15 protein-coding genes are annotated in these 15,009 nt (G+C 62.4%); 6 read left to right on the top strand and 9 right to left on the bottom strand.

The window, feature by feature from the left end:
• Window positions 1-62 precede the first annotated feature (62 nt).
• Complete coding sequence (locus NVV77_RS03195; RefSeq protein ID WP_295410670.1) at window positions 63-1,085, bottom strand: hypothetical protein; 1,023 nt, start codon at window positions 1,083-1,085, stop codon at window positions 63-65.
• Between the two features lie 359 nt (window positions 1,086-1,444).
• Between NVV77_RS03195 and NVV77_RS03190 the strand changes: the two genes are divergently transcribed.
• Window positions 1,445-2,560 (top strand): hypothetical protein, encoded by a 1,116-nt coding sequence (locus tag NVV77_RS03190; RefSeq protein WP_295410668.1) that lies wholly within the window; start codon window positions 1,445-1,447, stop codon window positions 2,558-2,560.
• A 105-nt stretch (window positions 2,561-2,665) separates the two neighbouring features.
• Here NVV77_RS03190 and NVV77_RS03185 read toward each other — a convergent pair whose 3' ends face one another.
• The 3 genes from NVV77_RS03185 to NVV77_RS03175 all read right to left on the bottom strand — a co-directional run bounded on the left by NVV77_RS03185 (window position 2,666) and on the right by NVV77_RS03175 (window position 5,883).
• A complete protein-coding gene (locus NVV77_RS03185) occupies window positions 2,666-3,640 on the bottom strand; it encodes a bifunctional riboflavin kinase/FAD synthetase (protein WP_295410666.1) in 975 nt (324 codons plus the stop codon).
• A gap of 1 nt (window position 3,641) precedes the next feature.
• Complete coding sequence (locus tag NVV77_RS03180; RefSeq protein WP_295410663.1) at window positions 3,642-4,520, bottom strand: TIGR01459 family HAD-type hydrolase; 879 nt, start codon at window positions 4,518-4,520, stop codon at window positions 3,642-3,644.
• Between the two features lie 88 nt (window positions 4,521-4,608).
• On the bottom strand, window positions 4,609-5,883 hold the full coding sequence (locus tag NVV77_RS03175; protein WP_295410661.1) for an EAL domain-containing protein: 1,275 nt from the start codon (window positions 5,881-5,883) through the stop codon (window positions 4,609-4,611).
• 193 nt (window positions 5,884-6,076) lie between these two features.
• On the opposite strand from NVV77_RS03175, the gene NVV77_RS03170 reads away from it, so the two are divergent.
• Window positions 6,077-7,507 carry a sigma-54 dependent transcriptional regulator gene (locus NVV77_RS03170; protein ID WP_295410659.1) on the top strand — a complete coding sequence of 477 codons (1,431 nt, stop codon included), beginning with the start codon at window positions 6,077-6,079 and terminating at the stop codon, window positions 7,505-7,507.
• Window positions 7,508-7,591: 84 nt separating this feature from the next.
• Here the strand turns inward: NVV77_RS03170 and NVV77_RS03165 are convergent, their stop codons facing one another.
• Window positions 7,592-8,887 carry a glycoside hydrolase family 125 protein gene (locus NVV77_RS03165; protein WP_295410657.1) on the bottom strand — a complete coding sequence of 432 codons (1,296 nt, stop codon included), beginning with the start codon at window positions 8,885-8,887 and terminating at the stop codon, window positions 7,592-7,594.
• Between the two features lie 158 nt (window positions 8,888-9,045).
• On the opposite strand from NVV77_RS03165, the gene NVV77_RS03160 reads away from it, so the two are divergent.
• Window positions 9,046-9,582 (top strand): dihydrofolate reductase family protein, encoded by a 537-nt coding sequence (locus NVV77_RS03160; protein ID WP_295410655.1) that lies wholly within the window; start codon window positions 9,046-9,048, stop codon window positions 9,580-9,582.
• Window positions 9,583-9,711: 129 nt separating this feature from the next.
• On the opposite strand, the gene NVV77_RS03155 is transcribed toward NVV77_RS03160, so the two are convergent.
• The 4 genes from NVV77_RS03155 to NVV77_RS03140 form a co-directional block, all read right to left on the bottom strand.
• Window positions 9,712-10,086 (bottom strand): hypothetical protein, encoded by a 375-nt coding sequence (locus NVV77_RS03155; protein ID WP_295410654.1) that lies wholly within the window; start codon window positions 10,084-10,086, stop codon window positions 9,712-9,714.
• A 49-nt stretch (window positions 10,087-10,135) separates the two neighbouring features.
• Window positions 10,136-11,101 (bottom strand): DMT family transporter, encoded by a 966-nt coding sequence (locus NVV77_RS03150; protein WP_295410652.1) that lies wholly within the window; start codon window positions 11,099-11,101, stop codon window positions 10,136-10,138.
• A 28-nt stretch (window positions 11,102-11,129) separates the two neighbouring features.
• Complete coding sequence (locus tag NVV77_RS03145; protein ID WP_295410649.1) at window positions 11,130-11,324, bottom strand: hypothetical protein; 195 nt, start codon at window positions 11,322-11,324, stop codon at window positions 11,130-11,132.
• A 116-nt stretch (window positions 11,325-11,440) separates the two neighbouring features.
• Entirely contained in the window at window positions 11,441-11,797 is a 357-nt protein-coding gene (locus NVV77_RS03140) for a DUF427 domain-containing protein (protein ID WP_295410648.1), read from the bottom strand.
• 182 nt (window positions 11,798-11,979) lie between these two features.
• On the opposite strand from NVV77_RS03140, the gene NVV77_RS03135 reads away from it, so the two are divergent.
• The 3 genes from NVV77_RS03135 to NVV77_RS03125 all read left to right on the top strand — a co-directional run bounded on the left by NVV77_RS03135 (window position 11,980) and on the right by NVV77_RS03125 (window position 15,002).
• Window positions 11,980-12,270 (top strand): co-chaperone GroES, encoded by a 291-nt coding sequence (locus NVV77_RS03135; protein ID WP_291420245.1) that lies wholly within the window; start codon window positions 11,980-11,982, stop codon window positions 12,268-12,270.
• Between the two features lie 46 nt (window positions 12,271-12,316).
• Window positions 12,317-13,957: a chaperonin GroEL gene (gene groL, locus NVV77_RS03130; RefSeq protein WP_295410644.1), complete on the top strand. Its 1,641-nt coding sequence runs from the start codon at window positions 12,317-12,319 to the stop codon at window positions 13,955-13,957.
• Window positions 13,958-14,144: 187 nt separating this feature from the next.
• Window positions 14,145-15,002 carry an SEL1-like repeat protein gene (locus tag NVV77_RS03125; protein WP_295410643.1) on the top strand — a complete coding sequence of 286 codons (858 nt, stop codon included), beginning with the start codon at window positions 14,145-14,147 and terminating at the stop codon, window positions 15,000-15,002.
• Window positions 15,003-15,009 lie beyond the last annotated feature (7 nt).

Here is a 15,009-nt window from a genome sequence, read left to right as displayed (position 1 = left end):
GTTGATTTTGCCACGCCATCCACGGCGAGGGCCATCGGCAACGCCGAACCGCGCATTGCAGCCTATTGAATGAGCGGCAGGATCCGTCCGCGCGCAATGGCGCCGGCATCGCCGAAAAGGTCCGGACGCAGTTTTTCTGCCGCCGCCGCATCGCCCCCGCCGATTTCATAGGCTTCCATGATCGTGGCGCTGATTTCATCGGCGTCCCTCGTTCCGGAATTGACGATCCGCACGGGCGCCAGTTCGGCCGCGCGCCGCGCATGGAAGAGATGTTCGAGATGCTGGGGAAAGGCGACCTGCCCGATCCCCATGCTCAGCCCCATGCAGAGCGTGCCGTGCTGGCCGGAATGGAGCAGCAGGCGCGACCGCCGGTTGATCTCTGCAAAGGGAACCGGCCGCGTCTCCACGGTCACGCCGGCTTCGACGAAAAGCTCCCTGATATTGGCCGTGGCCCCGGGTATGAAAGCGCGCATGGGCAGGTCGAGGCCGATGAGCGCGTCGACGAGCGCGTGATTTTCGGTCTCGCTGGTCGAGAAGTAAAAGAAGATCTCGTCGCCGCTGCCATCGGGACGGGGCAGCCTTTCATTGAGCGGGGGCAGCAGCGGCGCCTGTCGCCAGTCCCGATAGGGGTCGAGGCCGGCAATGGTGCGCGGCATTGCCGTGCTTTGGGCATAGATGTCGGACAGTCTTGCCAGCGGTCGGCCACCAAAATAAGCCATTGCCATGTTGACCGCCCGCAACAGTTCATCCTCGGCAAAAACCCGCTCGGAATATTCGGGCAGGAGAATGGGAAAGCTGTCGAGCCCGGCAGGCGGCACCGAATAGCCCGTGCCCACCGCAACAGATGGAATTCCGGCGATCTGCGCCGCCAATTGCGCGCAGGGCGCAAAGTCGGCGATGAGCAGCCGGCTCTTTCGCGCCTTGATCGTCTCCAGCCACCACTTGATCTGGGCGATCAGGAATTGCGGATTCCAGAAATTGAGATCGCCGAGAAAATCCCCCAGGTCGCAACATGCGGATTGCCCGCCGCCTCGCGCCGCGCGCGATTGGTCGAAAGCCGGGCGCCCTGAAATACGGTGTCGCAATGGGGCTCCAGCTCCTTTGCATGCTCCATGCGGCAGAGCGCAGCGTCACAGATGGCATCGACCCCAAGGGCCTCGGCAATGTCCCTGAGGGTCATCACGTGCCCCCGCCCGGCCCCACCTTCCCAGGCCAGAAGAATACGCGGCCGATTGGTCTCAACCGGCATGGCAGGCGCCGCGGAGCAGGCCGATCGTCAGGGCCCGTCGTCGGCGATGGGACAGGGCAACGAAGCGAACGGGCATACGAAATTCCCCTGATCGGGACAGTGCCAAAGAAAAAGTGATCGAGATGGCACCAACCCTCTGGATTGACCGGGATTTTTTACTGGCTCATGCTGGGGCCAGCATCGAACACATGTTCGATGGGGGACACGCGCCCGGTGCGCGATGTGGGCCAGGCGATGGGACGCTTCGAGGATATCCTCGGTACGATCCGGCAGGCGGCAGAGGACGACGCGTCCTGGCCGGACATGTTGATGCGCCTCGCCGATTACCTGGGCAGCGTCGAGGCAACCCTTGGCGGCGGCGCCCCCGGTTCGCTCCCACAGATGCTGTCACCGAGAACCAACCCCGCCGAAATCGAGCGCTATTTCACCACGTTCCACGATCGCAATGCGCTGATGCGCGACATGATGGGGCATGCCCCCGGCGCAATCGTCGTCGACGAGTCCCTGTCCCAGTTTGCCGATTTTCAGCGCGATACCTTCTACAACGAATGGTGCGTGCCCCAGCGCTACAACCGCGCCTTCGGAGTGCGGCTTGCCACCAGCACCGGCTGGCATGGCGCTCTCATGGTCAATGCGTCGCGCGCCATCGAATCCGACCAGATCGCCCGCTTCGAGGCCATTCTCCCGACTCTGACCCGCGCACTCGAGATCAACAAGCTCATCGGCCAGTTCAGCGGCATGGCGCGCTCCAGCCTCGATGTGCTCGAACTCGCCGGACAAGGCGCCATTCTGCTCGATGCCCGCGGCACCCTGCTCGACTGCAATGAGAGCGCCAGACAGCTCTTTGAGGACGGCCGGCTGCGCCAGCGCCACGGCCGTATCTCCTGCGACGACCCGGCAACGAACCGGCAATTGGCGCGCCTCATCGCGGTCTGCCTGCAGGCGCCCGACCACACCTCCGGCGGTCGCATGCAGATCGCGACACCCGAGGGCACGTTGGGCGTCCATTGCGCGCCCTATCCCGGCGGTCTGCTCTATCCCGCCGGGCGCCGGCCCGCGGTCATCATCATTATTTCCGACCCGCAGAGCCGCCTGCGTCGCCGGTTCGCGCGATTGCAGCAGCGCTACGGGCTGACCGCGGCCGAGATGGCACTGGCTCTGGCCCTGGTCGAAACCGGCAGCCGCAAAGCCGCCGCCGACCAGCGCGGCGTTTCCGACGCAACCGCCCGTGCCCAATTGACCAGCATTTTCGACAAAACCGGCGTCCGCAAGCAGACCGACCTCATGCGGCTGCTCCTGGCCGAGGACTAGAGCCCGCACCCACTGGCTGTCACCCCGCGAAGGCCGGGGCCCATCCTGAGATCTCGATAGGTGGCAATCGAGTGGGTAAGTGTGCCGAATGAAGCGCGAAATGCGCTAGCCGAAAAAGCCCAGCTTCTCGTCCAGCGCCCCAATCGGCCGCGCTTCGGCGATCATGGCGCGCGCCTTGCGGCTGTCGCGATCCATGGCGGCGATGAGATCGTCGAGCCCCTTGAACACTTCCTGCCCGCGGATATGGCCGATCAGCGCCACCGAAATGGTCTGCCCATAAATATCGGCGTCAAAATCGAAGAGATGCGTCTCAAAGGGCGGGCGCTGATTGTCGAACATGGGCTTGCCATAGGCAGCCACGCCGTCGAGCAGCTTCCCGCCGACCTTGGCCCGCACGGCATAGACGCCCTGGGCGAGCTGGAAGCCCGTCTGCGTCATCGTATTGGCCGTGGGATAGCCCAGGTCCCGCCCGCGCTGGTCGCCCTTGACCACGCAGCCTTCAAAAAACCAGTGATAGCCCAGGAGCCGATTTGCCGCCGTGACCGCGCCTTCGGATAGCGCCGCGCGAATACGCGAGGACGAAATGACCTCGTCGCCCTCATCGACCAGATCCAACGTTTCCACCGCAAAACCAAGCTCGGCGCCCTTTTCGCGCAGGAAACTCGGCGTGCCGCGCCGCTGCCGGCCGAAATGGAAATCGGAGCCGATGATAACGCCTTTTACCCCGAGCGCCCCGACGAGAAAATCGGCGACAAACCGTTCCGCCTCGATCTGCGAAAACGCTGTGTCGAAGGGTAGGATAATGATCCCATCAAGCCCCAGGGCCTCGGCCATGGTCGCCTTGGCATCGCCCAGCGTCAGACGGAAGATGAAGGGCGTCGGCGCAAAGACGTCGCGCGGATGCGGCTCGAAGGTCAGAACCAGCGCCGGTACGCCCGCGGCATGTGCCCGCTCGCGCAGTTCCGCAATGACGCGCTGATGGCCCCGATGCATGCCATCGAAATTGCCGATGGCGATATAGGCCCCCCTGAGCGCCGCGGGGAGCTCCGAAAAACCGGAAAGACGCACGAAATCGCTCAATTCAGGACGCCCAGGCAAGACGCGGCAGGAAACCGGCGACATGGGCCCGGCTCGGCGCGATCAGGTCGGCAATCGCCTGCGGATCGGGCTTGCCGAACGCATCAAGCTCGGCCGCATGGATCGAACCGGTAATGAAGAGAAGATCAATCCCAAATTGCGCCGCGCCCGTCGCATCGGTGCGCACGCTGTCGCCAATGGCCAGCACCCGGCTCTTGTCGAGCGTCTTGCCCGCGGCCAGTTCGCCGAGGCGGAACGCCTCTTCATAGATCGGCTGATAGGGCTTTCCTGCCATCAGCACCATGCCGCCCATGGCGGCATAAAGATCGCCCAGCGCGCCGCCGCAATAAATGATCTGGTCGCCATGCTCGACCACCCTGTCAGGATTGGCGCAGATCATCGGCAGTTTTCGCGAAAGCCAGAACTTGGCGCGTTCGCGATACATTTCGGGGGTGTCGTCGTCGGTGTCGAGATCGGTCACCACCACCACTTCGGCCTCTTCAGGCCCGGTGCGCTTGAGGTCGAACCCGTCGTAAAGCGCGTCGTCTTCGGTTGCCGGACCGACGTGGTGAATGGCCCGCCCGCGATATTTCGAAATCATCGTCCGCGTCGCGTCCCCCGAGGAGACGATGGCATCATAGGCCTCGCGCGGCACGTTGAGCCGATCAAGCATGGCAACGATGGGCGGAGACGGCCGCGGCGCATTGGTAATCAGCACCACCTTGCCGCCGGCACGGCGATAGTTCACCAGCGCCTCGACAGCCTCGGGAAAGGCCGAGACGCCATTGTGGATGACGCCCCAGACATCGCTCAGCACCGCATCATAGCGCCCCGCGAGTTCGGCAAGGCCGGAAATGATGGGCAGGGGCGCGGCTGCGGACATGGGTCAGTTCCCGTCTAAAAATGTCTCAGGCTGCTATGTGGCAGTTCGGTCCGGGCGATCAAGCCCGAAACCGATGGAACTGCTGATTTCAGAGCTCGGCGCGACGGCGCGCGGCCTCCGGGCGCTGCGGGGCCGGCGGCGCCACAGTGCGGGTCGGCTCGAGCAGCAGGTCGGGACGCACAGGGCCGGCCGGGGCAACGTGATTGCCCTGCACCAGCGTAATCTCATTGTCCAGAAGTTCGACGATCTGGCGCTCGTCGGTCACCCCGGTGGCGAGCAGGGTGATGTCGAAGCGACCCACATAGCTGGCAATATCGGAGAGGTGGAAGTCGGTATAGGTCTCTGATGAATTGATCAGCCGGCCGGCGCCAACCCGGATCGTGCGCACGCCGAGTTCAGACAAATCGGCAAAATTGAGCCGCAGCGAGGAGGTGTCGGAGAGCGAGAAGCCAGCCCCGCGCCGCTGGATCGCCTGCAGCGCCGTGCGCGCCGTCTGCATCAGTTCCTGGAATTCGACTTCGGCAATGGTGAAGATCAGGCCGGTGGCAATGACGCGGTTGGCATCGAGAATGGCCAGCAACTGCTCGACTGCGGCGCTGTCGCGCAAAGTCGCACTGGAGAGCGGAATGTAGAGCGAAATCGCCTGACCGCCGGTACGGGCGCGGCGGGCAATCGCCACGGCCTCGTTGAGCGCAGTGCCATCGATCCGCTGCAGCACATCCTCCCCGCCATGGCGCGGCAGGAAATCGACCGGCTCTGCCAGGTCGCCATCTTCCAGCATCAGGCGCGGAATGAGGTCATAGCCGGCGGGACGACGCTGCGGCAGGCGCGCAACGGGCTGGATATGATAGACAAGGCGCTGGTTGCCCAGCGCCTGACGGACCATTTCGAGGGGGATGATCGGCTCGATCTCGTCTTGCCGCGGCGGCGCAGCAACGGGCCGCGGCGCCTCGCTTACAAATCGATCGCTGGCGGGAATGGCTGCCGGCGCGGCACCCTTTTCCTCGATTTCGGCAACGGCCTCAGCCACCTGACGGATCACCGTGCCCAGCACGGAAATATCAGCCTCGATGGTTTCGAGGCGCTGGCCGGGATTGAGTTCGGAGAGGGCGTTGATGCGGCGGCCGAGCACTGAGCCGGCCTGCGCGTCGGTTGCCAGAAGTCTGGAGAGATCCTCGATACCGCGTTCGAGGCGTTTTTCCGCACGCAGCCGCAAACGGCGTTCGGTAACCAGGGTGGCAATGCAAGCAACGACCAGCGCAACCAGGATCGCTTCGGCAAGCGTGAACGACAAGGCGAAATAGGTCATTGCGCCAATCGCAAAACCAGCAAGCGCGATAAAGAGATAGACCAGAGCCTGCATAGCGTCCCAGGTTCAGATTGTGGCTAGATTCGACATGCAAGTCATATCATTGCCTCTGCTATGGAAAAAGCGCTGAGACGCGATCCTACAGGTAAAGAACGGATTATTTACCCTGTTCGTCAACAATCCCCGCAGACGTCATGGCTGTCCGGCACCGGTCGGACGCATGGCGAAACACTAGGATTTGGGCGTAATGGCAATGATTTCCGGCCTCGACAACGCGCTGAGCGGACGGCTTCTGCTGATCGACAGCGACGCGGAAGCGGCCTCTCAGATTGGCGAATCGTTGAGCCAGGCCCTGCTCTGCACGCCCTCCGTTACCCTCGCAAAGTCCGGCCGCGAGGCCCTCGACATGCTGCGCGCCAACCGATTCGACATCATTCTGGCCGATATGCCGAGCCTGAATGACATTGCCGAGCGCGACGATGAAGGCATGGGCCGCGTCGTGCGCCATGCCGAAGGCGCGCTCGTTGTCGCCATGGCTGGCGGCGCTTCCGTAACCGCTGCCGTCGGCGCCATGCGCGCCGGTGCGCATGACTATGTCACCAAGCCCATTGCCGGCCCAACCCTTGCCACCCGCATCGGCGAACTGGCCCAGCGTCACGGCCGCCCGCGCTCGCTCGGGCTCGACACGAGCCTGCCGCAGGCCGTCCCCGATTTTGCCGGCTTTGTCGGTGCGTCGAACGCCATGCAGTTCATCTATGAACAGATCGGGCGCGTCGCGACGTCGTCCGCCCCGGTCTTCATCACCGGCGAAAGCGGCACCGGCAAGGATGTCTGCGCCGAAGCCCTCCACAGCCAAGGCCCGCGTTCGGGCAAGCGTTTTGTCGCCATCAATTGCGCCGCCATTCCGCGCGACCTGATGGAAAGCGAGCTTTTTGGCGTCGCCCGCGGCGCTTTTACCGGCGCGCATGAAGACCGCAAGGGCGCAGCGGAACTCGCCGATGGTGGCACGCTCTTCCTCGACGAAATCGGGGAAATGGATCTTTCCCTGCAGTCAAAACTCCTCCGCTTCCTCCAGACCGGCACCATTTCCCGCGTCGGCGAAGCAAACATGCGCAAGGTGGACGTGCGCGTCATCTGCGCCACCAATCGCAATCCCCTGCAGATGATCACCGAGCGGAAATTTCGCGAGGACCTGTTCTACCGCCTGCACGTCCTGCCGATCCACCTGCCGCCGCTGCGCCAGCGCCCGACTGATATCATGGTCCTGGCCCGCCACTTCCTCGAGCGCTATGCGCGCGAAGAGCACAAGGTTTTTGGCGGCTTCTCCAATGAAGCCTCCCAGCAGCTGACCGCCGCCGATTGGCCCGGCAATGTCCGGCAATTGCAGAACCTCGTGCGCCGCATCGTCGTCATGTTCGATGGTGGGGATATCGATATCGGCATGCTCAATGCCGCCGACATCGAATCCCAGGCCTTTGCGCCGGTCGAAGCCCCTGCCCCGCGCGCCGAGACCCGCCGCGCTATCCTGCCCATGTGGCAGCAGGAACAAAAAATCATCGAAGACGCCATCGCCGCCTTCGCCGGCAATATTTCCATGGCCGCCGCGGCGCTCGAAATCAGCCCATCCACCATCTATCGCAAGCGTCAAAGCTGGGCGGAGATGCAGAAGGCGGGTTGAAACCAGCCATAACGCCTCCACACCCACGGTGTCATTCCCGCGAAAGCGGGAATCTCCGTTTCGGCGCAATGGGCTTCCCGCTACCTAGCTGCGGACCGCGGCGCGGCGGTAACTGCGCAAGCCTGCAACATCAAGCGCCAGCTCGCAAAACATGGCATTGGCCCAGGAGAACCATGGTCGCGTGAACTTTGCGGGATCATCGACGTGGAAGGACTCGTGCATGAGCCCGGTTCCACCGTCAGTGGCCAGTAACAGGTCCAGCAAGGCACGCTTTTCGGCGGGATCATCGCTGGTCAGCCCCTGCACCGCCAGGGCAATCGGCCAGACATGGTCCGGCGGCGTGTGCGGACTGCCGACACCCGACGCAGCCGTCCCGGCGTAGAAGTAGGGGTTTGCCTTGCTCAGAATGCGGGCGCGAGTCGCCTGGTAGATCGGGTCCGCTGCCGTGCACCAGCCCAGCATGGGGAGCGAAAGAAGGCTCGGCACATTGGCGTCGTCGGCGAAAAAGCTGTTGCCAAGCCCGTCGACCTCATAGGCGTAGACCGGGTCTTGGCCATCGACATCGACCAGCCCGAAGCGCTCGATTCCCTGTTCGATGTCCTCGCGCAGTCGATCAGCGTCCTGAGCGAGGGCGCGGTCGTCAAAAACCTCCACCGCCAGTTCGGCGATGTATCGCAGCGCCACCACAGCAAAGGCGTTGCCGGGAATGTTGTAGCCATAGACGCATGCATCATCGCTGGGCCTGAACCCAGCCCAGGTCATGCCGGTATGGCCAGTGATCGGCCCCAGCCCCTCGCGCGTCAGCGTGTCGCTCGGAGGACAGTCGAGACGGTCAAAACGATAAGTCGACTTGCGCTCATGGTCCTGCTCGGTCCGCCATGTTTGGATGACGACCTTGGCCACATCCACGAAGCTTTGCAGATGGTCGGTTCGGCGGGTTGTTGCCCACAGGTCATAGGCCAGCTGGATCGTATAGGCGAGCGAGTCGATCTCGTATTTGCGCTCCCACACCCAGGCCGACTGCGGAAATACGTCCTTGTGCCCTGCGGCATTGCCGCTGGCGTTGAAGGCATTGGCATAGGGATCGAGCAGCACATAATCGAGCTGGCGTTTCGATACCGCCGCAATCAGATCGGCCAACCCGGAATCCTGGTGCGCAAGGTGCAGGAACGGCGCCAGTTGTGCAGTCGAGTCACGGAGCCACATTGCCGGAATGTCGCCCGTAATGACGAATGCCGTTCCATCGGGCAAATAAGTGACTGTTCTCGTCAGCATATCCATGAGGCAACGCTCGACGGTCTCGGCGACCTGCGCCCCCAGCTTCTCAGCGACTTGACCCGAGACTTTCTGAACGATTGGATGAAATGTCTCTCCAGTCACCGCCCTCTCCACTTATCGGCACTATTAAGGAAGTCCCTTATTGCATAGCTGCGGATTCGGCGCCTAGGGCCGAACCAACACCACCCCACTTATCCGCCCGCTCCTGCCACCCCCTGACACGTCGCGCGCCTAATCTCGTGCATTCACAGGAGCGCCCGATGCCATCAGCCCATGTCTTCATCGCCACCAGTCTCGACGGCTATATCGCTCGCAAGAATGACGACATCGACTGGCTGACGCACTTTTCCAGCCTTGGCGAAGACCATGGCTACAACACCCATATCGCCAGGATGGACGGCATCATCATGGGTCGCGGCACCTATGAAAAAGTGCTGACCTTTGATCAGTGGTATTATGAAAAGCCGGTTCTGGTGTTGAGCCGCAGCCTCGACCCGGCGTCAGTTCCCGACAATCTCAGGGACAAGGTGGAAGTCCTTGCGGCAACGCCCGCAGAGGCCATGGACCTTGCCGCCTCACGCGGCTGGCAACGCGTCTATGCCGATGGCGGCCAGCTTATCCAGTCCTTCCTGCGCGCCGGCTTCATCGAAGACATGATCATCAGCCGCATCCCCATCCTCCTCGGAGAGGGCATTCCGCTCTTCGGTCCACTGGTAGAGGACATCGCGCTCGAACACATCGAGACCAAATCCTTCCCCTCCGGCCTCGTCCAGTCGCACTATCGGGTGAAGCGCTAGCGCGGCTCCACACCCAATCACCTTCTCCATCGTCATTGCCGGGCTCGTCCCGGCAATCCATTTCGCCTCAAGCATGGACCACCGGGACAAGCCCGGTGGCGACGACAGTTGGGGGAGTGGGCGGACCTACTACCCCAGCGCCACAATCACCGCGGCACCGCACAGCACCGCGGCTACCGGCGTCATCACCAGCCGCTCGGGCATGCTCCGCGAAATAGCGTTCATCACCGTCCCTAGGGCCAGAAAAGCCGCGATGGCCCAGGTCGCCGGCCCAAGCCAGTCGCCGCTCACGGCCACGAGCCCGGCCTTCCCCAGCACTATCGCGGCAAAGCCTACATAAATCAGGATTGAAACCGCGCTGCCGATGCGCAGACCCAGAGGCAAGCGCTGATATTGCCCGCCCCAGGCAAGACGGCCCCAGGGTGCGCCGGCGGCGAGATTGGCCTGAAACAGCGCAAGCCCAATGATCACGGCTGAAAAGATGACGGCTGCCGTCGCTGCCATTGATGCCCCCTGCCCGTGTCGCCCTAAGATAGGTCTGTGGGCGGCGCGATCAAGGCGTGTTGGCTTCCTTGGACTTGACCCGATCAAGCCCCAGCCGATGTTCGCGCAGGATCACCGCGATGCCCGAACCGATGATGATCAACGCCCCAATAATCATGGTCAGCGTCGGCACATCGGCGAAGATGAAATAGCCCAGCACGATGGTGAGGATCAGCGACACATATTCGAAGGGCGCGATCACCGACATATCGGCATGGCGATAGGACGAGGTCATCAGCAATTGCCCGATGCCGCCAAAGAACCCGGCGCCAATCAGCAGAGCCGTCTGTTCGGGCGTCGGCCAGATCCAGCCAAAGGGCAGCGTCAGCAGCGAGAGCACGCTGGCGCTGACGAAGAAATAGGTGACGATCGTTTCGGTCCGCTCGGTGTGAACGAGATTGCGCACCGCCATCATCGCAAAGGCGGAGAGCACCGCCGCCAGTAGAGCCGCGAGCGCGCCCACCGCCTCGGCATCACCGAGTGCCGCACCGCCCGAAAAAACGGTCAGGCGCGGCCAGAGAATGATGACGACACCGACGAGCCCGACAACAACAGCCGTCCAGCGAAAGAAATGCACGCGCTCATTGAGCAGCACAGCCGAAAAGATGACGATCAGGAGCGGGGTGGCATAGGAAATCGCCGTCGCCTCGGGCAGCGGCAGGCGCGTCAGGGCGAAAAACCCCAGGCTCATCGACGCAACGCCAACAAGCCCACGCAGGATATGCCCGAAGGGCCGCTTGGTCGCGAAGGCATTGCCCAGCCGTCCCTTCCAGCCGAGATAGGCCAGAACCGGCAAAAGCGCGAAGAAGGAGCGGAAGAATACCATCTGTCCCGATGGTACCGTCTGGGTCGCCTTGAGCATGGTGGCCATGCCCACGAAGAAGAAGACCGACACCACCTTGAGCATGATGCCGCGCATGGGATTGGTCGCACGCGCGGGCAGAGCTTGGGCAGAAATTTTGTCGGGGGCGGACATGGGACGCTATCCGGGCCGGACGACCGGCCTATTTGGACTGGGTTTTTTCCAGCTTCTCTTTGGCGATCCGCGCCGTGGCGAAGGCCTTGTGCTCGGGGCCCACGGCGCTGCCGGTCTTGACGACCTTGCCGTCGGCATCATGGATTTCCCAGTGCCAGTTGGCATTGGGACCGCTGCCGCCCTTGAGGCGCAGCTTGATCTGGTAGGAAGATTGTTCGCTCATGTCTCGCCTTATGCAGCACCTGTGCCGCGGAAGAAAGCGGAAAGTGGGGCGGAAATGGCGTCCCGTTGCCCTTATCCGCCCCCGCGTCAGTCTCGATGCTAACAGTATGCTAACACCTAGACGTCCGAAACGCTGACTTTGACGCGCTTGCCACCAAAGGTGATGAGGTCGCGGATCGGCCCATAGGCGCCGTCGGCATAGGGATAGTACCAGGCTTCATCGGGCCCGTCGGCGGTCAGGGTCTTGATCGTATAGTAATGTGCCTCGCCCTTTCCCGGCTCCTTGCGCCGGGTTTCCGAGAGCTCCAGAATCCCGGGATGCACGGCATCGAGGGGCACGAAAATCTGTGGTTTCCGGCCCGGCTCCTCCAAGCGCAAAGCCTTGAGCGTGCTCGCTATTTCGCCATCGTCGAAGAAGATATGCACCCGTCCGGCAATCGGGCTCACAATGGAAGTCGTCTCGTCGGCGGCCACAGCAGCCTCCTTTGCATGAGGTTCATCTGACGGTGTTAACGCATGAGCAAAATCTCCGTTCACCCAACCTTGACTCTCTCGCCGCCGCATCCCTATATCCGGGCACCCTGCTAGCACTCAGCCACTTCGAGTGCTAACAGGCCCGAAATTGCATTCAGAAATGATGCCAAGAGGAAAAAATCATGGGCTTCCGTCCCCTGCATGACCGCGTGGTCGTCCGTCGCGTCGACAGTGAAGAAAAGACCAAGGGCGGGATCATCATCCCCGACACCGCCAAGGAAAAGCCCTCCGAGGGCATCATCGTTTCCGTTGGCCCCGGCGCCCGCGACGAGAACGGCAAGGTTGCCGCCCTCGACGTCAAGGCCGGTGATCGCGTGCTCTTCGGCAAGTGGAGCGGCACCGAGGTGAAGCTCAACGGCGAAGACCTGATCATCATGAAGGAAAGCGACATCATGGGCGTGATCGAGGCCTAAGCCTCTCGCCCTTTTGTCGTTCAACCCATTCTAAGGAGCGCCTCACATGGCCGCTAAAGAAGTAAAGTTCTCGACCGACGCCCGCGAAAAGATGCTGCGCGGCGTCAACATCCTCGCCAATGCGGTGAAGGTTACCCTCGGCCCCAAGGGTCGTAACGTCGTCATCGAAAAGTCCTTCGGCGCCCCGCGCATCACCAAGGACGGCGTCTCGGTTGCCAAGGAAATCGAACTCGAAGACAAGTTCGAAAACCTCGGCGCGCAGCTCCTGCGTTCGGTCGCTTCCAAGACCAACGACATTGCCGGTGACGGCACCACCACTGCGACCGTTCTGGGCCAGGCCATCGTCGTCGAAGGCGTCAAGGCCGTCGCTGCCGGCTTCAACCCGATGGATCTGAAGCGCGGTATCGACCTGGCTGTTGCCGAAGTCGTCGGCTCGCTCAAGGGTTCGGCCAAGAAGATCACCTCGACCTCGGAAATCTCGCAGGTCGGCACGATCTCTGCCAATGGCGAAACCGCCATCGGCGAAATGATCTCGGAAGCCATGCAGAAGGTCGGCAACGAGGGTGTCATCACCGTCGAAGAAGCCAAGACCGCCGAGACCGAACTCGATGTCGTCGAAGGCATGCAGTTCGACCGTGGCTACCTCTCGCCCTACTTCGTCACCAATGCTGAGAAGATGACCGCCGTCCTCGAGGACCCGATCATCCTGCTGCACGAAAAGAAGCTCTCGAACCTGCAGGCTATCCTGCCGATCCTCGAAGCCGTCGTTCAGTCGCAGCGCCCGCTGCTGATCATTGCTGAAGACATCGAAGGCGAAGCTCTCGCGACCCTCGTCGTCAACCGTCTCCGCGGTGGCCTCAAGGTTGCTGCCGTCAAGGCCCCGGGCTTTGGCGACCGCCGCAAGGCCATGCTTGAAGACATCGCCATCCTGACCGGTGGCCAGGTGATCTCCGAAGATCTCGGCATCAAGCTCGAGAACGTGACCCTCGACATGCTCGGCACTGCCAAGCGCGTTGAAATCACCAAGGAAAACACCACGATCGTCGACGGCGCCGGTTCGGCCGACGACATCCAGGGCCGCGTTGGCCAGATCAAGGCACAGATCGAGGAAACCACCTCGGACTACGACCGCGAGAAGCTGCAGGAACGTCTTGCCAAGCTCGCCGGTGGCGTTGCCGTGATCAAGGTCGGTGGTTCGACCGAAGTGGAAGTCAAGGAACGCAAGGACCGCGTCGACGACGCGCTCAACGCAACCCGCGCTGCCGTTGAAGAAGGCATCGTGCCGGGTGGTGGCGTTGCCCTCCTCCGCGCCGCTGCTGCCATCACCGTCAAGGGTGCAAACGCCGACCAGGAAGCCGGTATCGCCATCGTGCGCCGCGCCCTCCAGGAACCGGTGCGCACCATTGCGAACAATGCCGGTGCCGAAGGCTCCGTCGTCGTTGGCAAGATCCTCGAGAACTCTTCGGCTTCGTTCGGCTACAACGCCGCGACCGGCGAATATGGTGACCTCGTTGCCCTGGGCGTTATCGACCCGGTCAAGGTCGTCCGCACCGCTCTCGAAGACGCTGCCTCGGTTGCATCGCTCCTGATCACCACCGAAGCCACCATCGTCGAAGCCCCCAAGGACGCAGCACCGGCAATGCCGGGCGGCGGCGGCATGGGCGGCATGGGCGGCATGGACTTCTAAGAAGTCCGACCCAAGTAGCTTCGAAGCTCGTTTCTTCCCAGTCACGAACTTCGTGGAAAGGCGCGGTGGCAACATCGCGCCTTTTTCTTTTGTCGTCAGGTCACGAGGCGTATTTTCACCGCCGAGTGGTTTGACAGAAAAGCCCGCGCCGTTTCATTCTCAGGCATCTAGGGCTTGGGAGGTTCCGATGCGTTTTCTGGTCATGGCAATCACACTGCTGGCGCTGGTCTTTGGCGGCAGTTCTGCGGCCCTGGCGCAGAAGACGAAAACCAAGTCCACGACCGAACAGACCCAGACGACCAATCTCGACCCCAACGATCCCGACGATCTCGCCGAAATCGTCGCCGAGGCGGATGAAGCCTATTTCGCCGACAATGGCGGCGATCCGGACTATGCCTATGCCTTCGAGATGTATTCGCTGGCCGCCAATGCGGGCGATGCCTATTCGATGAACCGGCTGGCGCTGATGTATGACCGCGGCGAGCATGTCGAGCAGGATTTCTTCGAGGCTTTCGATTGGTACATGAAAGCCGCAGAGGCCGGCCTTCCCGCCGCCATGAGCAATGTCGCCAGCATGTACCGGCTCGGCGAAGGCGTCGGCCAAGACTATGACGAAGCCATGAACTGGTTCCGCAAGGCAGCGGACAACGACTATTCCTACGCGCTCTACGCCATTGGCGAGCTTTATCTCGGCGGTCATGGGGTGGCCAAGGATGCGACGGAAGCCGCCGCCTGGTACCAGCGTGCTTCAGACGCAGGCGAGCCCAACGGCCATTGGGCCCTGGCGCTGCGCTATCTCTATGGGGATGGCGTTGCCATGGATTCGCGCAAGGCCGGCGATCTCGCCTATCTGGCGCTCGTCAATGGGCTCGATCTTGCCCTCGATGAACTCAAGGAAATCGGCTCGGCCGAGACCTCGCCCAATTTCCGCCGCCGCATCCAGGAACATCTCAAGAGCGACGGTTTTTACAAGGGCACGATCGACGGCAGTTTCGGGCCACAGACCATGCGTGCAGTGGAAGCTGCCTTCGGCAGCGAACTCTAGACCGCTG

The organism is Devosia sp., assembly GCF_024707125.1.
In the GTDB taxonomy this organism is placed as follows: Bacteria; Pseudomonadota; Alphaproteobacteria; order Rhizobiales; family Devosiaceae; genus Devosia.
The sequence above is the reverse complement of the archived record's forward strand: the minus strand, read 5'-3'. Positions and strand labels throughout refer to the sequence as shown.